A 21,535-nucleotide genomic window follows, 5' to 3' on the forward strand; every position below is an offset into this window, starting at 1 on the left:
GCCACATCCCATCCGGAGGTTCTCGCCCGTTCAACCAGGCTCGCCGCTACCAACGTCCTGGCCGGGTACACCTAGGCGCGGTCAGCCGCTACCGAGGGACCCATTCCGAACCTCGGCAATTGACCTTTCGGCCCCCCCGGCGTAGCGCCGAGGCATCCCTGTAGGGCCGGCAGCGATGGGTCCCCCGACTCGCTGACGTGTGCGATGGAACGCCAGCGGAGCCAACTCGTCCTCAACGGGACCGGGGTGGCGGCGAGTCGTCGCCTGTTGAGGTCGCTCCGATTTTGTCGAGTAGACGCATGAGGAGATCGGCGAGTAGCAGGATCTCCGCGGCCTCCGTGGAGTCGGTGTAGTCGACCCGGCGGTGGCTTGCCGGGTTTTTGAACAATCCGATGGCTCCCTTGAAGAGATCCATGAGCGCGACCGACTCGCCGGGGTCGATGTCGGGTCGCCAGAGCGGTCCCGCCTCTGAAGCTCGGTCGACATCGTCCTTGGGCGGCAGCCGGAAAGCGGCCTGCATGAGTTTCGTGCCGACGAGACTATCGGAGAGTTCGCTCAAGGCCCGTACTCGGATCTCGACCTCCTTCATGGCCATGAATGCCGCGGCTTCGAAATCGCCTCGAAGAAACTGCGGTCGGGCTTTGGCTTCGAGTTCCGGGACAAGTTGAAGGTCGAGGCGCTGAACTGCGCGGAGCCAAGGAAGGCCGCGCTCGAGAGCCTCATGTCCTTGACGGCTGATGACGAAAGCAGCGGGCGAAGACTGTTCAGGATCCCAGATCACGAGTCCGCGGTTGAGTAGCCAGGCCCAAGCTTCCGACAGGGCCCGGAGCGCTGATCTGTTCCCGGGGTAGGCGTGTTGGCGTGCCGAGTTGAGCCAGTTCTGCCAGTTCCACTCCTTGCTGTTGTGGGCATCCTTCAGGACGCGCAGAGCGAGGTCGTCGAGCGGCAATGACATGACGACGTCGGCGTGAAGGTCCCAGGGCGTGGGCTGCATAGTGCCTCCGTAGATCAAGCTGTCGTGCTTGATCATCAAGTCGTGGAGGACGACGTCGGTGTTTCGCTGGAGCCGCGTTCGGAAGCCGTGTCTTCGAGTCGTGCGCTTCGGGCGCCCTCGTACTGCGGCGTCGGAGCAGGGAGGGTCGGTTAAGCGGCCTAGCGGCAGCTGACAAGTGTGATGAGCAGGAGCAGGACAGCTCCGGCGAGGAAGGGGAGGGCGGCTGCCGTTACGCCCGTGATCCCGCACGAGATTGCCCTGCGCAGTCCGCCCGGCGGAACCGATCCGTGGCGCAGGCGCGCGAGCCGCAGGTCCACGGCTTCCTGCGCCATGGCCAGTGACGCGCTCGGAGCACCGTGGCTGGATACCTTCTGCAGCGCGGTCCGGACCGCGGCCGGTCCACAGTGGCGCACGGCGGCGGTATCGGCTGCCAACTCGGCCAGCTCGCGGATTGCGCGCGGAGCCTGGGTGAACAACGGCACGAACGGCAAGGCCGCGCGCAAGGCATCCGCGGTGGCGACCAGCAGATGGTGCCGGCCGGCGAGGTGTGCCTGCTCGTGCGTGAGGACGGCCGCGACCGCGTGATCATCTAGATGGCGGGTGAGGCCTTCAGTCGCCACGACGACGCCGGGGCGACCGGCCATGCTGAACGCCAATGGACGGTCATGTGCGAGCCACAGGGTGTCAGGTGGTCCGGTCTCTTTCCGGGCGGCCAGTCGTAGCAGTGAGAGGTTCTCCTGACGTTTACGGGCTCTGCGCCGGGCACCGCGGATGGAGACGACAACGAGTCGGACGGCGAAGGCGCCCAGTAGAGCGAGGCCCAACAGGCCCGCGAACTCCTCAACTCGGGGTGGTGAGCCGTGCTGGACGGCGGACCAGCACCGGTCGATCAACACCAACAGGGGGGCGCCCGCACCGTGGCCCGGCGTGAGTAACAGCAGGACCCCGGCGGCGGCGGCGAGCACGACACCTGCCATCGAGATCAGCCATGCCACGATCAGGAGCAGGGGGTCGCGGCGCCGCAGGTCCGCCCGCCGCAGGACACCGGGGACAAGCCATCCTACGGCGAGTGCGCCGGCGAGCAACGCCACGGCGATCGTCATCGGCGCCGGACTCGCTTCTTCCGCAGCGCGCTGCGGAGCAGGTCGGTTTCCTTATCGGATCCCGAGGCGATGAAGTGCATCAGAACCGCTTCGGGATCGCCGGAGGCCTCGAGCACGTCGCGCAACGACTGTGCGGCGGCTTCCTCCCGACTGAACGACGCTTCGTAGTAGTAGGCCTTGCCGTGGAGCTCCCGCTCTACCCACTCTTTGCGGTGCAGGTTGTCCAGCACGGTCATGACCGTGGTGTAGGCCAGTTGCTTGCCAGTGTCGAGCTGCTCCAGCACGTCGCGGACCTTCATCGGCTCGTCCGTCCGCCAGAGCACATCCATCACCGCAGCCTCGAGCTCGCCCAGACCGTGCATGGCACCTCCTTACGAAGCAACATCGTACGCGAGGAGCCCCCGTGCGGGGAGTAGCCATAGGCCGCTCCCCGCACAGAGCTCATGGTTCAGCTCATTGCTGGTCAAGCATCGCCTGCATCTCAGTGATCTCCGCTTCCTGGGCGTTGATGATCTGCTGTGCCAGCGCCTTGGCCTCGGCGTTGCTGCCGTTCTTCAGTTCGTCCTTGGCCATGTCGACGGCACCCTGATGATGTTTGATCATCATCTCCATCCACAGTCGATCGAAGTCGGCCCCCGATGCCTGCTCGAGTTGCCGCATCTCCTGATCGCTCATGCCGCCTTCCATGCCCTCCATGCCGGGCATGTCCATCCCGGGCATGCTCGACATGGTGGGCGTTGCCGGTGCGCCCCAGGTCTTCAGCATGTTGGTCATCTGCTGAATCTCCGGATCCTGTGCGCCCTGGATCCGTGAGGCGAGGTTCTTCACCTTGGGGTCGGTGGCGCGTTCGACGGCCATCTTGGCCATGTCCACCGCCTGCTGGTGGTGCGGGATCATCATCTGTGCGAACGCGACGTCATCGTCGTTGTGCCCGGCCTGCGTCGCGCTCGTGGCAGGGGCGGAGCTTCCGCTCTGGCCCATATCCATGCCCGACATGTCATCATCGTTGCCACCGCAGCCGGCGGCGAGTGCGAGGAGCGCTGCGGCGCCCGCGCCGATCAATGTCTTTTTCATGAGAGTTCAACCTTCTGTCTTCTTGACTCGTGAACATCCAGAACTTCCCTGCGTATCTACTTGAAGACGCTGGGTGACCATCTAGATGCGGAGAAGGCAGATGGAGGTGAGTAGCGATCGTCCAGTTCTAGGTGGTGACCTGCTTCCTGGGCATGGGAACGAGCGCGTCCGGGCATGGTGTATAAGCGTTCGAGCGTCGATCGTGACCGTCAGCCATGTGGCGAGCAGCATGAGGCCGGTGGCCGCGAGCAGCACGGCGAGGCAGAGATGGACCAGGTCGTGGTGGTCGACTCCTGGGTCTGGAGTGCCGGCAGAGGGGGTCTCCGGCAGCGCGGCAGGGCTGACCGGGGAATGTGGCATCTCGGTGCTTGCTGCCGGCTCGCCGTCTATCGTCGAGTGCGCTTTGAGAGAGGGCACGTGGTGCATGCTGAGCACGGCCAGAGCGAGGGTGCACAGTAGGAGCACGTGCTGTGCTCGGCGCGTGTTCGCTCGCATAGGTATCACGATAGCGACTGACCAGTGGGCGTCGACCGACGGGAACTAATGCCTCTGCTGCTCGGTAGTTCAACGCGAGGGTCGTGTTGTCAGCTGGGCCAGGACGAGGGTACGGGCATTGCTTATCGCCGGTCTTGTCTGGTGGGTGCAAGCTGGGCCGTGCGGTCCTGACCTGCGGCGATGCAACACTCGCGTGACCTTCCTCACTGAACTACTATCTAGCATAGTGGAACGTGGCTACTGTCGTGTGAAGTGGAGTCCGGCCATGGCAGTCCAATCCGGCCGTATTGCCGCACGGCGTGCTTCTGTCCGTCCGCCACCTAAGGGCTCGCGGCTGCTGTCGCTGCTGCGGACTACCGATCACAAGCAGATCGGCGTTCTCTACCTCACGACGTCGTTAGCGTTCTTCATGATCGGTGGAGCGCTGGCGTTACTGATGAGGGGTGAGCTCGCCAGGCCGGGTCTGCAGTTCCTGTCGCAGGAGCAGTATAATCAGCTGTTCACGATGCACGGCACGATCATGCTGCTGCTCTACGCGACACCGGTCGTATTTGCCTTTGCCAATCTCGTACTGCCATTGCAGATCGGGTCTCCAGACATGGCGTTTCCCCGGCTGAACGCGCTGTCGTACTGGTTGTTTCTTTTCGGTGGCACGATCGTGGTCGCGTCGTTCTTGACGCCCGGTGGCGGTGCTGATTTTGGCTGGACCGCTTATGCGCCGCTGTCGCGCGCCGAGTACTCGCCTGGCGTTGGCGGTGACCTGTGGATCTTCGGGCTCATTGTGTCTGGTCTCGGCACGATCCTCGGCGCCGTCAACATGATCACCACTGTCGCGTGCCTGCGCGGGCCGGGCATGACGATGTGGCGGATGCCGATCTTCACCTGGAACATCCTGTTCACCAGCGTGCTGATCCTCGCCGCGTTCCCCATCCTCACGGCTGCGCTGTTCGCGCTCGCCGCCGACCGGCATCTGGGCGCTCACGTGTTCGACCCCGCCAACGGCGGTGCGATCCTCTGGCAGCACCTGTTCTGGTTCTTCGGTCATCCCGAGGTCTACATCGTCGCGTTGCCGTTCTTCGGGATCATCACCGAGATCATCCCGGTGTTCAGCCGCAAACCGTTGTTCGGCTACCGGCTGATGGTGTTCGCGACGATGGGCATCACGGCGCTGTCGTTCGTCGTGTGGGCCCACCACATGTTCGCCACGGGCGCGGTGCTGCTGCCGTTCTTCTCGTTCCTGACGTTCATGATCGCCGTGCCCACCGGCATCAAGTTCTTCAACTGGATCGGCACGATGTGGAAGGGCCAGCTGACGTTCGAGACGCCGATGCTGTGGTCGGTGGGATTCTTGGTGACGTTCCTGCTCGGCGGGCTGACTGGAGTGTTACTGGCCGCTCCACCGTTGGACTTCCAGATCACGGACAGCTACTTCGTGGTGGCGCATTTCCACTACGTGCTGTTCGGCACCATCGTGTTCGCGACGTTCGCGGGCATCTACTTCTGGTTCCCGAAGATCACGGGACGGATGCTCAACGAGCCGCTGGGCAAGCTGCATTTCTGGCTGACGTTCGTGGGCTTCCACACCACGTTCCTCGTGCAGCACTGGCTCGGCGCCGAGGGCATGCCCCGCCGCTACGCCGACTACCTGCCCTCCGATGGGTTCACGCTGTTGAACACCGTCTCGACGATTGGCGCGTTCGTGCTGGGGCTGTCGATGCTGCCGTTCGTGTGGAACGTAGTGCGCAGCTATCGGTACGGCGATGCCGTCGACGTGGACGACCCCTGGGGCTACGGCAACTCACTGGAGTGGGCCACGTCTTGCCCGCCGCCTCGCCACAACTTCACCGAGCTGCCGAAGATCCGGTCGGAGCGGCCCGCGTTCGAGCTGCACTACCCGCACGTAGTCGAGCGGTTGCGCAGGGAAGGGCACATCACCTTCACCGGCAAGGTCAGACCGCACGGAACCGATCGGCAGCCCCTGTCGGTGCAGGCTTCGGAGGCGACGAAGGGTGATACCGGCTGACCGGCTCTAATACCACGAACAGGTCCGTGAGATACATGGCGAGCAGGCCACTAGCGAGCGATGCCGCCGGCTGTCGCGGGGGCTGCCGCTATCGTCTTAAAGCAACGATGCGATTGGGCGATGACCTGGGCGGTCACACCCACTCCGATCCCGAGCAGGAACGCGGAGAGCTCCGCGTTGTTCACCGCGGCATCGAGGCGAGCTCCCGCGATCGCGGGAGCCGCGGGTCAGGCGGCGGGCACCAGGGCCACACTGAGGGCTGACAACCAGATCAGCGCGGCCCGAGATGGGTTGTCCGGCGCCGTCGCCGGCCCGCAACGAGGGAATCGGCAGGGCATCGGCGAGCCCGGAAGTACCTGCGTTGACGAACCCGCCAGTCTGATGTTGATCGACCAGGACGCGGCCCTCACCGGAAACCCGCGGTCGACAACGAGCTGGGATGCGACATCGAACACCAGACTGGCGACCCAGCAGCCGATCGGGATGGCTGGCAGGAGGGGTGCAACCGACGCCGCGGCCGCGCTGTCATGGAGATCCTCTCATGACGCGATCGACTGCGGCCTGCACCTCGTCCGCATTGCGAAAGACGAGGGGGTCGGTGATGCGCTCGACTGAGCCGTCGGGCAGCACGAGGTAGTTGGCCGGCAGCACCGGAGGGACCCGCAGGGCTTTCAGCACGGCCTCGTTGCCATCGTAAAGAGAGGGGTAGGCCACGCCGAGATCCGCCATGAATTCCAGCCCGGCCGAGGCCTGCTCCTTCACGTTGACCCCAAGAACTGCGACCGAGCCAGGGCGCCCGGCGTAGCTGGCGAGTACGGGCATCTCCTCGCGGCAGGGCACGCACCATGAGGCCCAAAAGTTGAGGAGTGTCGACCTTCCGGCGAGGGTTGCACCGAGGTCGACCATGCCCGGCGTGCCGAGGCACGGGGCGCGGACATCGGCCAGTGGACCTCGTGGTGCTGGCGCGTCGGGGGAGCGGCTCGGACAGGGTTGCATGGCGGCGCGTTGCCGTAGTGGAGCGAGTGCGGCGTCGTCCTCCGGTGGTCCGGCTGCGGGCAGAGAGGAGATGGTGTTTAAGTCAACGGGCCCGCCGCCCTCGTCCTCGCCGCCTCTTGGCCAGAGCGCGACGATGCCCGCCACGGCCAGGACTACCACGACGATGGTCCATCGCCCCGCACTCGTCATCCGCCACCTCCATTGCTACTAACAATCATCGTAGATTTTAGATCGGTGGCCAGCCCAGACGGGCGTAGAGTGCGAGCATCCTGCCCATCAATGCGGTCCAGCCGCCGGTGAGTATGGCGACTCCCATCGCGATGAGCAGCACTCCACCGGCCACCTCGATCCGGCGCGCGTGACGGCGGAACCAGTCGGAGCCGGTCCTGCCGCGGGCGAGCCCAAGGGTCAGCAGCAGGAAGGGCAGCCCGAGTCCGAGCGAGTAGGCAAGCAGGAGCACTGCTCCGCGGCCGACGGTCGCGGTGCTCGCGGCGGTGGTCAGGATGGAGGCGAGTACCGGTCCCACGCACGGGGTCCAGCCGAACGCGAATGCCGCGCCCAGGGGAAGGGCGCCCCCCGGACCCCGGCCGAACCGCGTGAGGTCGAATCGAAGTTGGCGATGCAGCAGCGGGATCCTGATCAGGCCGGTCGTTACGAGGCCCATCACCACGATCAGTGCTCCGCCGACGATGTTGATCGTGCGCAGGTTGTTTGCGAGGAGGTAGCCCAGCGCTGACGAGGTTGCGCCGAGTGTCGTGAACACGGCGGAGAACCCCGCGATGAAAAGCAAAGCGCCGCTCAATGCCTTCCGGCGCTCTCGGGCAGGTAGCGGCTCGCCAGCGGCTACGGGTCCGGTGAGCCCGGAGACGTAGGACACGTAACCGGGCAGCAGTGGCAGTGTGCAGGGAGAAGTGAAGGAGACGAGTCCGGCTACCAGCGCCAGTGACGCCAGGGCGAAGAGCTCCATCCGTCTCACCTCCCTCTCAAGGCGCGTCGACCCGTTTGCGGAACAGCCGGGCTCAACCAGTAACCTACGACTTGAGATAGTAATCAGCGTGCGCGTCAGCGCTCATCCGGAGTCCGACTATGCCGAGCCCAGTGTCCGCTAGTGACAGCATCGTGACGTTGATGGACGTAGCGGTCGTCGTCGAACGCGTCCCAGTTTTGCGCGGCCTTACGCTTGGTGTCACGGCGGGAGAATCCGTCGGCGTGGTCGGTGCGAATGGGTCGGGCAAGAGCACCCTGCTGCGGGTGTTGGCGACGCTGCTGGCGCCGGTGCGCGGGCACGGCCGAGTGCTCGGCGCCGAGCTGGGCACGGACGAGAGTTTCGCGGTGCGTCCCGGCATTGCGTTGGTCGGGCACGTGCCTTCCCTATATCCGCGGCTGACGCTACGGGAGAACTTGCGCTTCCTGGCCAGGCTGACGGGACGTCGTGAGCAGGCTGCTGACGATGCGCTCGAATTAGTGGGGCTGGCGCCGGCGGGCGACCGGCGGGCGGAGGCGTGCTCGCAGGGAATGCTGCGGCGGGCGGAGCTGGCCCGTGTTCTGCTTGCGCAGCCCAGGTTGCTGCTGCTCGACGAGGCACACGCTGGGCTGGACGACGGGTCGATCGGTCTCGTGGAAGTCGTGATCCGGCGGGTCAGCGAACGTGGCGGCGCGAGTGTCATCGTTTCGCACGACCAGCCACGTCTTCGAGACCTCGCGGACCGCATGGTCGAAATAAGGAACGGGCAGGCTGTCCCTGCTGATGAGGAGGTGCCAGCATGAGGCAGGTGCCATCCGCAACACCTGGCCCGATCCGGCAGTGTGCCGAGTTGGCGCGCAAGGACCTGCGACTGGAGCTGCGCGCCGGCGAAGCGTTACTGGTCACAGCGCCGTTTGGGGCGGTGGCGCTGCTCCTTGTTCCGCTCGCGATCGGCAGCGACGCGCCGCTGCTGCGGCAGGTGGGCCCTGGCCTGTATTGGGTTGTAGTACTCCTGTTCGGGGTTTTAGTGACGCTGCGGCAGAGCGCTGTAGAGGGCCCGGCCCAACTCGCGATGCTCCGGCTGTGCGGCGTTCACCCCGCAGTCCGGCTGGCTGGTCGAACACTGGCAAACGCGGTGCTGCTCGTGGCGTTCGAGCTGCTGCTCACGCCGGTCGCGATCGCGCTCTACGACCCGGATCTTTCCGGCTGGCCGTGGCTACTCCCCCTGTTCCCGCTCATAGCGGTGGGCCTGGCAGTGCTCGGCACTCTGGCCAGCGCGCTGGCACACGGCCTGGCCGGACGGACCACGCTCGGGGCGTTACTCGTGGTGCCCTTGGCAGCGCCACTGGTGCTGGGCGCGACGCAGACCTTGGCGGCCGCACGGTACGCCCGCCAGCCGTGGGCATGGTTGTTCCTCGTGCTGGTGATCGACCTGCTGATCATCGTGGCTACGGCATTGGCCGCACGGCAACTGGAGGAGTCGGCATGACCAGGATTCTCTTCGGACGGCGACTGACAGTCGTGGGCGTGGTGGCGATGTCCGCGGGCCTGGTTGCGGCTATGGTCGCCCCTCCCGATCGCGTGCAGGGGGACGTCCAGCGCCTGATGTACATCCACGTACCGGCCGCCTGGCTCGCGTATCTGAGTTTCGCGGTCACGTTGGGCAGCAGCGTCGGCTGGCTGTGGCGGCGCACGGCGCGTTACGACCGCGTCGCCGCGGCCAGCGCCGAGGTAGGGGTGTTCTTCACCGGCCTTGCCATCGTGCTCGGGTCGATCTGGGGGAAGCCGACTTGGGGAGTGTGGTGGACGTGGGATCCACGGGTGGTCACCACCGCTGTGATGTTCTTCGTCTACCTCGGTTATCTCGCGTTGCGGCGCGCCACAGTTGACTCGGTGGCGCGGGCACGCCGCTCGGCGGTGTTCGGAGTAGTGGCGTTCGTCCAGGTGCCGATCGTGCACATGTCTGTGGTGTGGTGGCGGGCGCTGCACCAGCCTCCGACAGTGCTCAAGCCCGGCGATCCGAGCATCGACCACGTCATGCTCGCGACGTTGTTGCTCAACGTGCTGGCGTTCACGCTGCTGTACCTGCTGCTGCTTCGCGCTCGAATGAGGCTGGCGGTCGTTGAAGAGGAGTTGGAGAGGACGTCGCTGGGCGAGGGTCAGGAGCTCGCCGGCAACGCCGTGCTGGCTCCCCGTCTGGAGAGGTCGTAGGTACCGATGTCCCAATGGTCCTGGGTTTTGCTCGGGTACGGCGTTGCGCTCCTCGCGATCGCGGGGTACATGGTGACGCTCGTTCGCCGGTGGGTGGGAGCGAGGCGTCGGATGGGTGATCGGCGGTGAAGCGATACCGGCTGCTGGCGTTCTCCGGCGTCGGCGTGGTGGCGATCCTTGCCGGGGTGCTCTTGTTCGGGAACCTCAACGAGAACCTGGTGTATTACCTGACGCCGCAGGAGGCTCTGGCTCAGCGAGTCGAGTTCCCCGACGGGAGGCGTTTCCAGCTGGGGGGCTTCGTTGAGAAGGACACTGTGGTCCGCACTCAGGACGGGCTCCGGTTCGCGGTCGCGTCCGGCGTCGAGCCCGGCAGTCCCTCAATCACGGTGGAGCACCACGGCGCGCCGGCGCAACTGTTCCAGGCCGGGATCGGTGTGGTGCTCGAGGGTTCCTGGCAGGGCGACGAGTTCGTGTCCGACACGATGAAGGTCAAGCACGACGAGAACTATCAGCCTCCGGACACTGAAGGAGGCGCCCAGTGACCGTGTTGACACCCGCGATTGGCTGGGTGGGCACCCTACTCGGACTGGCCGGTTCGTTCGTGCTCAGCGTGTTCGGATTCCGCGCGCAGCGCCGGCCGAGCGCCGTACGCCGGAGTCAGCTGCGATTCGCCGTGTGGTGCATGGTGGGCGGTGCTGTGTTGGCCATGGCCGCCTTGGAAGTCGCGCTGCTTACCGACAACTTCGCGATGTCCTATGTTGCCGAGACGCATTCTCGTGCCACACCGTTGTTCTTCACGGTGACCAGCGCGTGGTCAGCGCTGGGCGGCAGCATCGTGCTGTGGGCGCTCGTTCTTGCCGGATATACCGCGGCGGTGATGCGGCAGGTGGGCAGCACCGACGACCGGTTGGGCACCGGTGCGCTCGCGGTCCTGGGCGTGGTGAGCGTCTTTTTCTTCGGGTTGGTGTCCACTGTGGCCAACCCGTTCAAGATCCTTCCGAACCCACCAGCCGACGGGCCTGGCCCGAACCCGATCTTGGCCGACCATGTCATGGTCGCCTTCCACCCGCCGCTGCTTTACCTCGGCTTCGTCGGGTTCACCGTGCCGTTCGCTTTCGCGATCTCCGCGCTGCTGCTGCGTAAGGGCGGGGTGGAGTGGCTGCGGCGGACCCGGCGCGCCAATCTGGTGGCGTGGAGTTTTCTCACCGCCGGCCTCGTGCTCGGCGCGTGGTGGTCGTATGAGGTACTCGGATGGGGTGGCTACTGGGCGTGGGATCCGGTGGAGAATGCCGCGCTGATCCCATGGCTGGTGGCGACCGCCTTTATCCACTCGGCCGTGGTTCAGGTCAAAAGAGGGATGCTGCAGGCGTGGAACTTCGTGCTGGTGATCGCCACGTTCGCGCTGACCATCTTGGGGACGTTCCTGACTCGCTCCGGTGTAGTTGCCTCGGTGCACTCCTTCACCGAATCCGGAGTGGGTCCGGCGTTCCTGGGATTCCTGATCCTCGTACTGGCTGGCGGGTTGACGCTGTTCGCGCTGCGCGGCGACCGCGTCGCCTCTCCAGCGCGTCCGGAGTCGCTCGCCAGTCGGGAGGGCGTGTTCCTGGTCAACAACCTGCTGTTGACGTTGTTCGCGTTCGTCGTACTCAGCGGCACCCTGTATCCGATCATCGTGGAGGCCCTCACCGGTAACCAGGTCTCCGTGGGACGGCCGTTCTTCGACCGGATGTCCGTGCCGCTGTCGTTTGCCCTGTTACTCGCGATGGGCGTAGGGCCGTTCACGCCCTACCGGCACGCCTCGGTGGCTGTCTTGTGGGCGCGGCTGAGGGTTCCCTCGCTCCTTGGGAGCGCTGCCGCGGCCGCGCTGGTGGTCCCGGGCGGTATCTCCTCGGCGGGGGTGGTCATTGTGGCCGGCATCGCCGTGGCCGTCGTCACGGCCAGCGTGCGGCAGCTCATCGTCACCGCGCCGAAGCCACGGCGCAAGGGTGTGCCGCGCGTGCTGCGCGGACAGAGGGCCTACTGGGGCGGGCAGCTTGCGCACATCGGCGTGGCCGTGGTGGCCGTGGTGATCGCGGTCTCCGGCGTGCTCGCCACGCGGGCCACGGTGACGGTCGACCGTGGAGAGTCTGTGGAGTTCGCCGGTTACACGTTGACGTTCGAGCATAGTGAGGAGCACACACAACCGGACCGGTCGACGCGCGATGCGCACATAGTCTTCCGCAGCGACGGTCAGGTGGCTTGGGTGGCCGAGCCACGGCTGAACAGCTTCAACAACCAGACCCAGGCGGTCGGTCAGCCGTCAGTGTGGAGCGGCCCGAGCCGAGACATCTACGTCGCGCTCGTGCAGCTCGGTGACGACCAGGTGTCGCTTAACCTGTACCGCTACCCGTTGATGGTTTGGATGTGGGTCGGCGGCGGCCTGATCGCGGCCGGAGGGTTCTGGGCCTTGAGCGGCCGGACTCGCCGCGCCACAGCCAACAACACCCCCGAGCCGGTGATGGCAGATGCGTAGCGGCAGGGTCTCCCAAGGTGGACTTGTGCTGGCCATCGTCGCTCTCGTAGGGCTCGCCGTCGGTGGCCTGCTCGCCGCGGGGCCGGGGACCCCGGACCGCGCGTACGAACTCGAGCAGCGGTTACGTTGCCCGGTGTGCAAGAGCGTGTCGATCGCGGAGTCGCCGGCCGAGACCGCCGAAGCGATGCGCGCCGTGGTGGCCGACCAGGTGGCCGCAGGGCGCGGCGATCAGGAGATCATCGACTACTTTCGCGCCCGCTACGGCGACTGGGTGCTGCTCGACCCGCCGGCGAGCGGATCAACCCTTGCGCTGTGGATGCTGCCGGTCGCTGCTGTCGTGGTCGGCGGTGTTGCGCTGGCCCTGCTGCGTAGACGGCCGGATGCAGTCGACGAGGTTACCAGCCAGGACCGCATCCGTGTGAGGCGGGCCGTTGACCAGGTGCGATCCAGAGGCGCTGATGGGGACATGCCATGAAGACTGATCGCGAACTGCTTGAACAGTGCCGTGACCAAGCACTCCGTGACATCGTCGATCTCGAACGTCAGGTAGCCGACAGGGAGATCCCGGAGGAAGCTGCCGAGAAGCTGCGCCGCCGCTACGAGGCGACCGCCGCACACGCGCTCGGTGCCTTGGCGTCGCTGCCATCCATCGAGCACCAGGAGGCTCCGAGACCCTCCCGCCGTTCCCGCGCCCGGATCGCCGCGTACGTCGCCGCAGCAGCTGTGGCGGTGTTCGCTGCCGTCCTCCTGCCCCAATACGTGGCAACCCGCCCCGACGGTGGGTTCGTCACGGGCAACGAGGTCGCCCAGACACAGGCTGGGCCGGCGCCCGCAAGCCGGGCACCGGCACCGCGCGATCTATCGACCGTCAGCGAGGCTGAGATGGAAGGCGTGGTGAAGGCCAACCCCACCGTTGTCGGGATGCGGCTCGCTCTGGCCGACCGCTACCTCGAAAAAGGCAACTACGACAAGGCCGCGGAGCATTACGGTGTGGCGCTGAAACAGGATCCACGCAACCCCGAGGTGCAGGCCGGCGCCGGGTGGCTGCTGTTCAAGATGGGTCAGACCGAGGCGGCGCTGCGCTTCGTCGACCAGGCACTGGCCATCGCTCCAACCATGCAGGATGCGCTGTGGTTCAAGGCGAATATCCTGCTCGGCGGTCGGAAGGACCCGACCGCTGCACTTGGCATCCTGCGCTCGCTCGCCCAGCGCGGCGATCTCGGCAGCGACCTCCGCGAGCAGGTGCGGCGGCTGATCACGGAAGCTGAACGGGCTGGTGGCCAATGACCATCCACGATGCTGCGACATCAGCGCGTGCGCGCTACTGGCGGCGTGTGCGGTGGATCGCCCTCGGGGTCGCGATCGTCGCGGTCGGTATCGGTGCGATCTTCGGCAGCCGACTCGGACAGGACCCCACTCTGGTCGACAGCCCTGTTATCGGAAAGCCCGCCCCGACCGCGACCCTGCCGAAGCTAGAGGGCGGCGGGGCCGTGTCACTTGCCGATATGCGGGGCCAGATCGTCGTCGTGAACTTCTGGGCCTCCTGGTGCGTGGCCTGCCGAGAAGAACATTCCGCGCTGGTGTCGGCGGCAAACAACTATCGCTCGGCGGGTGTCGTATTCGTGGGCGTCAACTACCAGGACCAGCGCGGTGCCGCAGTTGGCTTCCTCGATGAGCTGGGCCGCGGGGACCCGTCCGCGTACCGCTATGTCACAGACCCGGGTACGAAGCTGGCCTTGGAGTTCGGCGTATTCGGCGTGCCGGAGACCTTCTTCATCGACCGCGACGGGACCATCGTCGGCAAGATCGCCGGACCTTCGAATTACCAGTTGCTCTCCGCGGCGCTCGACCGGATCCTTGCCGGACGTGAACCACGATCCCGGACCGAAGGCTCGGTTCAGCCAGCGCCAGGTCAATGAGCTCGTGAGTACTGTGCCAGAGGGTTTCTGGGGTTTGCACACCTATCTACTAGCTAGAATAGTATGGGCTGGTTCCCGGGCTGGGGTGTGCCGTAGGTCTGTGCCAGTCGTCGTTGCCTGACGTCCGAACAACGAGGAGCGTTGTGCACAGGTACGAGCCGGCTGGTGAGCCCTCGCCGGTCACCCTGGCTGAATTCCCGCGTCACTCGGGCACACTCCCCATGACGGCGTCACGACCAGGCTCGGTGCGCAGAACGATTCGCGTCGTGGGTGAACTGTTGGTCACCATTGGCATCGTGGTCCTGCTATTCGTCGTGTACCAGGTTTACGTGACCGACTGGGTGTCGGCGGGCAAACAACGAGAGGCGAGCGCGGAACTGGACGATCGATGGTCGCGCGAGCGGGAGGTCCGCGCGACGCCGATCGATGGCAAGGCGTTCGCCCGGATATTCATCCCGTCCTTCGGCGCTGACTACGAGTTCACGATTCAGGAAGGAGTCGATCCTGCAACACTGGCTATCGGGCCTGGACACTACAAGGACACGGCGTTGCCCGGCGAACCGGGCAACTTCGCGGTCGCGGGCCACCGGGTTGGCAAGGGCGCCCCGTTCAACGACCTGGACCTGCTGAATTCCTGCGACGCGATTGTCATCGAGACCGCCGACCGGTACTTCGTCTACCGTGTGCTGCCGATGAAGGAGGAGATGGCGAGCTGGGAAGAACGTAAGCGGAGACGGCCTAAGTGCGCCAATGTGTCGACGCTTCGCGTCCCATCGGCGGCTGACGGAGGCCCGTATGGCGCGACATTCGGGCGCGTGATCGTCACACCGGACCGACGTGACGCAGTGGCTCCGGTGCCGTACCAGGCGCGAGCAGGGGTTCCCGTGACCTCGCGGGCACCCCTGCTCACGTTGACGACGTGTCACCCGAAGTTCTCCGCCCGCCTGCGGATGATCATCCATGCGGTCCTGACCGACGAGTTCCAGAAACGACCGAGCGCAGGTTACGCAGATCTGCTGGGCAGGATTGGCGAAGCCTGACCTGCTCGCGATGATGGCTCGTACCGGCTCGACGGTTGGTTCAGGCGGGAACGAGCCGTAAGAGGCCAGGTCAGCCGAGGGGGTATGGCCGCGTACGGGCCTGCGACCACCAGCGCCACGACGGCGGCCATCAGCAAGAGTCATCCGTCATTGCCGGGCGACGGGTGGTGTGGCAACCGGTCGACCGGTTGGCGCCCCGATCTCAGCCGATCAACGCTGACCGTGACGCGTCCTCGCTCGCCAGTCGGTACCGGCCCGGGGAGGTCGGTGCACCGCGACAACGAGAGCATCGTAAGCTACTACGTCAATTAGTAAGTCAAGGCGGACCGAACGACGTGGTGGAAATCAGGTGAGTGGTCTTACCGAATTTGTCATATCCGGACCGATCCTTCTCGCTGCCTTGATGGCGGTGGCCGCTGGGACGGTGTCGTTCGCCTCGCCGTGCTGCGTGCCGTTGGTCCCGGGATACCTGGCCTACCTAGCGGGTCTCGCGGGAGCCGGCGCGCCTTCCGTCCATGAGAGCGATGCCAGCCACCGCAGGGGCCGGTGGCGGGTCGCGGGTGCCGCGTTCATGTTCGTACTCGGCTTCACCGTGGTGTTCCTCGCCGCTGTGGTAGCGGTAGTGGGCGCGGCCGACTTCTTGCTGGACAACGAAGATCTGTTGCAGCGCATCGGCGGCGTCATCACGATCGGCATGGGCTTGGTGTTCCTCGGGTTGGTGCCGATGTTGCAACGCGACGTGCGCTTGCGCCGCTTGCCGCGTGGTGGCATCGCCGGCGCGCCCGTGATGGGCGCGGTTTACGGGCTTGGCTGGACACCCTGCCTGGGCCCGACCCTGACAGGTGTCATCGCACTGGCCAGCGGCACGCAGGTGGGCTCGACGACGGCCAGGGGCATTCTCTTGGTATTGGCCTACTGTCTGGGACTTGGGCTGCCGTTCATCCTTCTCGCCCTCGGCGCGCAGTGGGCGGTTCGTACGACGGGCTGGTTGCGGCTCCACAAACGCAAGGTCCAGCTCGTCGGCGGGGCAATGCTGGTGGTCGTGGGTCTGCTTCTGGTGACCGGGTTGTGGGGTGCATTAGTGGCCTGGCTGCGTGGCCCCATCGCGGGGTTCACCACGCCCATCTGAGTTCGTGAGATGAATCGAGATGCTGGAGTGTCCTCCACCCTGCCGAAGCCCGATCGTGGGCGCTGCCATTGTGACGCCCGGTGGAAGGCGGCACTGGCTCCGCGAGATGGATGTGCCCGACAACTGTCGACTACGAGCGTTGCCGGAACGCCTGTGGCATGCCGAGCAGGCAGGCTTGGGCTGAGACGGTCACACTCCCCGGTACCTGGAGGTGGACGATGATCGACATTCGGGGCTGGGGCGGAACCTTCGTCCGTGCCGGCGTTGCATCGATCATCATCTTGGCTACGCTGCTGGTCGGAGCGACCCGGGCCAGCGCGCATCCGACGCTGCTCTTCTCCGACCCGCCGGCGGGGACCGCGATACCTGACTCGCCAAGGGTCATCAACTTGATGTTCAACGAGCCTGTCACCGTGGGCAAGCGTGCCCTCGCTGTGACCGGTGAGGCTGGCGAGGTCGCGCTGTCCGCGGCGACCGTCACACAGGGCGGGCGGATGGTGACGGCTCGTGCCCAACAGCGGCTGGACCACGGCACCTACATCGTGCGATGGCGGGTAACCGGGGCGGACGGCGACCCGATGGAGGACGAGTACAGGTTCGCCGTCGGCACGGCGCTTTCTGGGGCGAGTGTGGCTCGTGGCGACGCCTCCGCGATTGCCTGGGCCGACGCGCTGCTGCGGTGGTTGCTGTTCGCCGGACTTGCCGTGGCGCTTGGGGGTATCGCGGCCGAGCGGTTCACGAACTCGGCGCGTGTTGAGAAACCCGCGCTGCGCGCGTTGAGGCCATGGACGATGCCGGGAATTCTCATCGGGCTGCTCGCCGCGGCGGGGCTGAGCGCCCGACTTGTCACCGACGCGGGCACGGCGAGCACGCTCTGGATCGATCGGATCGGCCAGCTTCTCGGGGTGGAGGCTGCGGCGTTCGCGTTGGCGCTCGTGCTTGTGGCTCTCGGGCGGCGGACGTGGACGGTTGCGCCCTTGCTCGTGGTGGCGGCCGCTGAGGGCCTGCGGTCGCACGCGAACGTCGCCGTCCCGGGATGGGGCGCACTGCTGACCGCCGTGCACGTGGCCGCCGTCGCGGTGTGGCTTGGGGCGCTGCTACACGTGAGCCGTGCCGCACATGCTTGGCGACGGGAGCGCGTCGCGATGCTCTGGGTCTTCCTCGGCTACATGCGGCTGGCGGCGTGGGTGTTCGTCCTGGTCGTCGGCACCGGCACCGTGTCGGCGCTCCTGCTGATCCCCCTCTCCTCTGTATTCAGTACCACCTACGGCCAGGTGTTGGTGGCCAAGCTCTGTCTCGTCGTCCTCGCGACCGGGGTAGCGCTCGCAGCCCGGGTGGCCGGGCGTCGCCCTGAGCGGTTGGCTCGTGCGGGCATGCTCGTGCGAGTGGAGAGCGCGGTACTCGTCGTGGTGATTGCGGTGAGTGCTGTGCTCGTGTCGGCTCCGCCGGTGGGCAATCGGATGGCGGCGGCGCCTCCGCCAGCTCGCGGCCTCGAGGTTCCGTTGGGGGCGTTGGCCGGTCAGGTAGGCGTAGTAGCCGCAGCGAGCGATGGCCAGCTGGTGGTGCGGTTGTCCACGCCCCGCGGCGGGGACTATTACGCGCCCGATGAGCAACAGCAATACAACCTGTCTGGTGCGGTCGCTGCCGGCGACGAGGACCGCGTACTGACGTTTCGCGCCTGCGGCGAAGGCTGTTTCACAACTCCAGTGGACTGGCGCGCCGGTGAAAACGTGGTGACGTTGCGGGCCGGAGCTGACGGTTGGCGTGGTGGTGTGGTGGCCCTGGTGGTGCCTTGGCCCGCGCAGCGCGCTGCCACGGAACTTGCGCGGGTCGTCAAGGTGATGCGGGCAATCGACGGCTTCACTGTTTACGAGGCTGTGACCAGCGACACCACGCAGCGACTACCAGCTCCGCAGCGCCTTGATCTCGCCGGAGAGTTCTTCATGGCTCAAGAGCCCTATGCCTCCGGCGTGGCGCCGCTCGCCGTCCGGATCGCTCGGGACGGCGAGCCCGTCCAGCTCGCGCTGGGGTTCCCCGCGGCATCCACCACCGTCCGGCTAACGCTCGACGATCAGGGACGGATCAGCGAGGAGACCCTCACCGACGGCAGCCACCTCATCCATCGCCGGTTCGTCTACCCGTAGCTGAGCGCGGAACAGTCACTAGCATGTACCAGCCATCATTTGGGTCATCACCGCGGCGCCGGAGGCCGCGAGCAACGCCGCGCCTAGTAGCGCGGCCAGGACGAGCCAGATCAGCATGGGCACGCGCCGAAGCGACATGGTTCTGGACGCCGGGGGATCCAGCGTGGGTAGGTCGCGCAGCAGCTCGTCGACCTCGCCGAGGGTGCGTGCGCGGTAGACGGACGCCGCCCGATCCGAGAACTCGTCCAGGGTCAGCCGTCCGTCCCCGACGTGCCGGCGCAGCGTTGTGACGACGCGGTCACGGTCGGCATCCGACGCTCGCATCCACGACTGCTCCATGAGAACCCCGCAAGCTCAGTCGTCGACCGGCGGCGTCCCGGGCCGGCCGCCGACCACCCGACCGCTGGCCAGGACGTCCTGCGCGCGCAGCACACGAACTTCTTCCCGTAGCTCAGCGATCTGCCGGTCAAGTTCGGGATCCTCGCGGGGAGTCGCGCAGTGGCCCTGGCCTCGTAATGTGGGTCGGATACAGAACATGTAGGCGAAAGTCATTGCGACGACCAGGACAATCGCGGTCAACCAGAGAGGCATCAGTACTCACTCCGTGCACGGTCGTTGGCGCGCTCAGCCTTGAGCTGGTCGATCTCCGCTCGCAATAGCGCGATCTGCTGCTCGTTGCCGGGCCTGGGGCCAAGGGTCTGACGGCGACCGCGCCCCATCAGCCACATCATGACGCCCATACCTACCGGGCAGGCCAAGACCGCGAGACCCAGCAGAAGCGATTCCATGATTCCTCCACCGACGACACCAATAATCTACTATCAACTTTAGTAGATGTTAGCACTGCTGGAACTCTGCTCGTCGCGGCGGATGCTGACGAGAAGAACTTTCCAGGAGGCTCGGCATGTCTACGAGACGTGTTCTTCAGTACTACGTCGTAGGAGCAGCGCTCGCAGTCGCCGGCCTGGTCGTGGTCGGCTGCGGAGGGCCCAATGGTGCGGACGGTGCCACGACGCCACCTGCCGGAGGTCAGGCGGAAGAAAAGCGCATTAGGGTTTCCCTGACGGACTTCCGCATCGGCATGTCGCAGCGGACCCTCGCCCCCGGGCGGTACACGTTCGTCGTGACCAACGATGGGCAGGCGCGGCATGCGCTGGACATCAAGGGCCCTGGTATCGAGGAGGAGCGTACTGAAACGCTTGACGCAGGCGAGTCGGCGAACCTCACCGTCACGCTGTCCGCCGATGTCTACGACGTCTACTGCCCTGTCGGCAATCATCGAGAACTAGGTATGGAGACCACCGTTGGCGGTCGAGCTGCCTCAACGACCGACGATGGAGCCGATGGCTATTAGCGGCGACGGCGCTGGCAGGCGCAGGGTGGGCTAAGCGAGCCCCATTCCGCAGTCGTACCCAACCTACTATGTTGAATAGTAGGATTGTTGGCATATGACTGGCGGAAGGATCGCGACCGTGGGGAAAAAGCCGCACAAGAAGGCGGCCGGCAACAGGTCGGCGCGCATGGGGACCAAGGTCACGACCGACCGCGCTGAACGGAAGCAGGGTGGTGCTGGCGTCCCGCCGGCGCTCGCGCGTAACGTCGCTTCCGTCGCGCCCGCGAGCGCGGTTCCGGCTCTTGCCGCCCTTCCGAAAAGCGCACCTGTACGGCGCGACGCGGCCAAGACTGTAGGTGGCGGTGCGGCGATCCTGCGTGTGGACGAGGAGCAGCCGGCCGCGAGGGGATGCCTGTCGGCTGCACTCGCGGGCGCCGAACCTCAGGGCCTGGCGGCGACGTACTCGTTCGAGGTACCCGAATCCGGCGGGCCGTACTCGGGGGCGATCCGGTTCGTCGGAACCCGCGTTCGGGTGCTGGGGAAGCCCGACCCTGGGGATCGGTTCGAGCGCATCGAGGGGTTCGACGGGCTCGAACCGGGTAGCGGTCGGGCGGCCATCACTACCCGCGCGCTGGGGATCAACCCCGGTGAGTGGAGAGTTACCGCTATGTCAGCTGAGAGGTCGGCGGCGCCAACGAGCATGCGCCTGCCCCGGCGTGTCATCTCAACGGCGACGACGTTCGGTCAGCTGGCGCAGGGACCTGCGGTGCGGCTGGCGTGGCCCACGCTGGTCGGAATGGGTGCGGTTGTCGCTGTCGTGTTCCAGGCGCTGCTGGCCGGCAGAGCGGGTATCGACGTCGCGGCCGTGCTCGTGATGTCGTTGATCGGCTGCATCCTGGGCTTCGTGGGCGGTAAGGCGTACTACCTCGTCTTGCATCACAAGCATCCGCGGCAGTTCCTCAGCGCCGGCGCCTGCATACAGGGTTTCCTCCTCGTCGCACTTGGGGTTATCGCGGTGGGGGCGGCGGCGCTAGGCATACCGATCGGCGTGCTGCTGGATACCACGGCGCCGGGGGTGTTCCTGGGCATGGCGGTGGGGCGCCCCGGATGCTGGCTCACCGGCTGCTGCGCGGGCCGCCCGACCAGTTCCCGCTGGGGTATGTGGTCCTCGGATCGTCGACTGGCTACTCGCCGATTTCCGGTGCAACTTCTCGAAGCTGCGGCGGCGTTGGTGATCGGCGCCGTCTCGCTGATCCTTGTGCTCACGACTCAGCCATCCATCGCCGGAGTGATCTTCGTCGGCGCGGTCGCGGCCTACACCTTCAGTAGGCAGTTACTTTTTCCCTTACGGACCGAGTCACGTACTCGGATCGGACGCTCGGTCACCATGGTCTTCTGTGGGGTCGTACTCGCTGCCACCGTGAGTCTTCCCATCCTCGCGTAAGTCCGGAAGGCATGACCGTCCCTGGTGGGGGTCTTGCTGAGTCTTGACGCGGCTGAGCAGTTGTACGACCGGCGCGAGTTCGAGGAGCTCACGACGGCAAAGGACGCATGTGTTGGCGTGCATGGCGAATGCGGCAGACTCCCACGAGCCGAGT

General features: G+C 66.1%; 23 protein-coding genes. 14 read left to right on the forward strand and 9 right to left on the reverse strand.

Annotation, left to right across the window (positions count from 1 at the left end; genetic code table 11):
- Nucleotides 1-232 precede the first annotated feature (232 nt).
- The 4 genes from FCN18_RS29915 to FCN18_RS29930 form a co-directional block, all read right to left on the reverse strand.
- The gene (locus FCN18_RS29915) at nucleotides 233-1,030 is read right to left on the reverse strand and encodes a TIGR02391 family protein (protein WP_110343941.1); all 798 of its coding nucleotides are present in this window, start codon (nucleotides 1,028-1,030) and stop codon (nucleotides 233-235) included.
- Between the two features lie 122 nt (nucleotides 1,031-1,152).
- Nucleotides 1,153-2,097 (reverse strand): M56 family metallopeptidase, encoded by a 945-nt coding sequence (locus tag FCN18_RS29920; RefSeq protein WP_110343942.1) that lies wholly within the window; start codon nucleotides 2,095-2,097, stop codon nucleotides 1,153-1,155.
- Complete coding sequence (locus FCN18_RS29925; protein WP_110343943.1) at nucleotides 2,094-2,459, reverse strand: BlaI/MecI/CopY family transcriptional regulator; 366 nt, start codon at nucleotides 2,457-2,459, stop codon at nucleotides 2,094-2,096. The genes FCN18_RS29920 and FCN18_RS29925 overlap by 4 nt, the downstream gene beginning before the upstream one ends.
- A 91-nt stretch (nucleotides 2,460-2,550) precedes the next feature.
- Nucleotides 2,551-3,171 carry a DUF305 domain-containing protein gene (locus FCN18_RS29930; RefSeq protein ID WP_110343944.1) on the reverse strand — a complete coding sequence of 207 codons (621 nt, stop codon included), beginning with the start codon at nucleotides 3,169-3,171 and terminating at the stop codon, nucleotides 2,551-2,553.
- Nucleotides 3,172-3,931: 760 nt separating this feature from the next.
- Here FCN18_RS29930 and ctaD point away from each other — a divergent pair.
- Complete coding sequence (gene ctaD, locus FCN18_RS29935) at nucleotides 3,932-5,689, forward strand: aa3-type cytochrome oxidase subunit I (protein WP_110343945.1); 1,758 nt, start codon at nucleotides 3,932-3,934, stop codon at nucleotides 5,687-5,689.
- Nucleotides 5,690-6,214: 525 nt separating this feature from the next.
- Here the strand turns inward: ctaD and FCN18_RS29940 are convergent.
- Together FCN18_RS29940 and FCN18_RS29945 are read right to left on the reverse strand one after the other, a co-directional pair.
- Nucleotides 6,215-6,874 carry a TlpA family protein disulfide reductase gene (locus tag FCN18_RS29940; protein WP_110343946.1) on the reverse strand — a complete coding sequence of 220 codons (660 nt, stop codon included), beginning with the start codon at nucleotides 6,872-6,874 and terminating at the stop codon, nucleotides 6,215-6,217.
- Nucleotides 6,875-6,911: 37 nt separating this feature from the next.
- A complete protein-coding gene (locus tag FCN18_RS29945; RefSeq protein ID WP_110343947.1) occupies nucleotides 6,912-7,652 on the reverse strand; it encodes a cytochrome c biogenesis CcdA family protein in 741 nt (246 codons plus the stop codon).
- Between the two features lie 161 nt (nucleotides 7,653-7,813).
- On the opposite strand from FCN18_RS29945, the gene FCN18_RS29950 reads away from it, so the two are divergent.
- The 11 genes from FCN18_RS29950 (at nucleotide 7,814) to FCN18_RS30000 (ending at nucleotide 18,604) form a co-directional block, all read left to right on the forward strand.
- Nucleotides 7,814-8,452 carry an ABC transporter ATP-binding protein gene (locus tag FCN18_RS29950; protein WP_228714210.1) on the forward strand — a complete coding sequence of 213 codons (639 nt, stop codon included), beginning with the start codon at nucleotides 7,814-7,816 and terminating at the stop codon, nucleotides 8,450-8,452.
- Entirely contained in the window at nucleotides 8,449-9,138 is a 690-nt protein-coding gene (locus FCN18_RS29955) for a heme exporter protein CcmB (RefSeq protein WP_110343949.1), read from the forward strand. Before FCN18_RS29950 ends, FCN18_RS29955 begins: the two co-directional genes overlap by 4 nt.
- Nucleotides 9,135-9,860, forward strand: coding sequence for a cytochrome c biogenesis protein CcsA (gene ccsA, locus FCN18_RS29960; RefSeq protein ID WP_228714194.1), 726 nt, complete (start codon nucleotides 9,135-9,137; stop codon nucleotides 9,858-9,860). Before FCN18_RS29955 ends, ccsA begins: the two co-directional genes overlap by 4 nt.
- A gap of 125 nt (nucleotides 9,861-9,985) precedes the next feature.
- Nucleotides 9,986-10,402 carry a cytochrome c maturation protein CcmE gene (locus FCN18_RS29965; protein ID WP_110343950.1) on the forward strand — a complete coding sequence of 139 codons (417 nt, stop codon included), beginning with the start codon at nucleotides 9,986-9,988 and terminating at the stop codon, nucleotides 10,400-10,402.
- Entirely contained in the window at nucleotides 10,399-12,372 is a 1,974-nt protein-coding gene (locus FCN18_RS29970) for a heme lyase CcmF/NrfE family subunit (RefSeq protein WP_137096679.1), read from the forward strand. Before FCN18_RS29965 ends, FCN18_RS29970 begins: the two co-directional genes overlap by 4 nt.
- A 25-nt stretch (nucleotides 12,373-12,397) precedes the next feature.
- Nucleotides 12,398-12,847 (forward strand): cytochrome c-type biogenesis protein, encoded by a 450-nt coding sequence (locus FCN18_RS29975; protein ID WP_228714195.1) that lies wholly within the window; start codon nucleotides 12,398-12,400, stop codon nucleotides 12,845-12,847.
- Nucleotides 12,844-13,659, forward strand: coding sequence for a tetratricopeptide repeat protein (locus FCN18_RS29980; RefSeq protein WP_110343953.1), 816 nt, complete (start codon nucleotides 12,844-12,846; stop codon nucleotides 13,657-13,659). Before FCN18_RS29975 ends, FCN18_RS29980 begins: the two co-directional genes overlap by 4 nt.
- The gene (locus FCN18_RS29985) at nucleotides 13,656-14,291 is read left to right on the forward strand and encodes a TlpA family protein disulfide reductase (protein ID WP_110343954.1); all 636 of its coding nucleotides are present in this window, start codon (nucleotides 13,656-13,658) and stop codon (nucleotides 14,289-14,291) included. Before FCN18_RS29980 ends, FCN18_RS29985 begins: the two co-directional genes overlap by 4 nt.
- Before the next feature lie 266 nt (nucleotides 14,292-14,557).
- Entirely contained in the window at nucleotides 14,558-15,331 is a 774-nt protein-coding gene (locus FCN18_RS29990) for a class E sortase (RefSeq protein ID WP_391356941.1), read from the forward strand.
- A gap of 349 nt (nucleotides 15,332-15,680) precedes the next feature.
- Nucleotides 15,681-16,460 carry a cytochrome c biogenesis CcdA family protein gene (locus FCN18_RS29995; protein ID WP_110343955.1) on the forward strand — a complete coding sequence of 260 codons (780 nt, stop codon included), beginning with the start codon at nucleotides 15,681-15,683 and terminating at the stop codon, nucleotides 16,458-16,460.
- A 218-nt stretch (nucleotides 16,461-16,678) separates the two neighbouring features.
- Nucleotides 16,679-18,604 carry a copper resistance protein CopC gene (locus FCN18_RS30000; protein WP_112276258.1) on the forward strand — a complete coding sequence of 642 codons (1,926 nt, stop codon included), beginning with the start codon at nucleotides 16,679-16,681 and terminating at the stop codon, nucleotides 18,602-18,604.
- An 18-nt stretch (nucleotides 18,605-18,622) separates the two neighbouring features.
- On the opposite strand, the gene FCN18_RS30005 is transcribed toward FCN18_RS30000, so the two are convergent.
- From FCN18_RS30005 to FCN18_RS30015, 3 genes are read right to left on the reverse strand one after another with little or no spacing between them, the layout of a single operon-like run.
- A complete protein-coding gene (locus FCN18_RS30005) occupies nucleotides 18,623-18,928 on the reverse strand; it encodes a DUF1707 SHOCT-like domain-containing protein (RefSeq protein WP_206078008.1) in 306 nt (101 codons plus the stop codon).
- 30 nt (nucleotides 18,929-18,958) lie between these two features.
- Complete coding sequence (locus FCN18_RS30010) at nucleotides 18,959-19,195, reverse strand: hypothetical protein (RefSeq protein WP_110343957.1); 237 nt, start codon at nucleotides 19,193-19,195, stop codon at nucleotides 18,959-18,961.
- On the reverse strand, nucleotides 19,195-19,392 hold the full coding sequence (locus FCN18_RS30015) for a hypothetical protein (RefSeq protein ID WP_110343958.1): 198 nt from the start codon (nucleotides 19,390-19,392) through the stop codon (nucleotides 19,195-19,197). The genes FCN18_RS30010 and FCN18_RS30015 overlap by 1 nt, the downstream gene beginning before the upstream one ends.
- 116 nt (nucleotides 19,393-19,508) lie before the next feature.
- Between FCN18_RS30015 and FCN18_RS30020 the strand changes: the two genes are divergently transcribed.
- Together FCN18_RS30020 and FCN18_RS39865 are read left to right on the forward strand one after the other, a co-directional pair.
- A complete protein-coding gene (locus FCN18_RS30020) occupies nucleotides 19,509-19,958 on the forward strand; it encodes a cupredoxin domain-containing protein (RefSeq protein ID WP_137096680.1) in 450 nt (149 codons plus the stop codon).
- A gap of 118 nt (nucleotides 19,959-20,076) precedes the next feature.
- A complete protein-coding gene (locus FCN18_RS39865) occupies nucleotides 20,077-21,381 on the forward strand; it encodes a prolipoprotein diacylglyceryl transferase family protein (RefSeq protein WP_206078009.1) in 1,305 nt (434 codons plus the stop codon).
- The last annotated feature ends 154 nt before the right edge of the window (nucleotides 21,382-21,535 follow it).

The sequence above is a fragment of the Prauserella endophytica genome, from assembly GCF_005146945.1.
Lineage (GTDB): Bacteria > Actinomycetota > Actinomycetes > Mycobacteriales > Pseudonocardiaceae > Prauserella_A > Prauserella_A endophytica.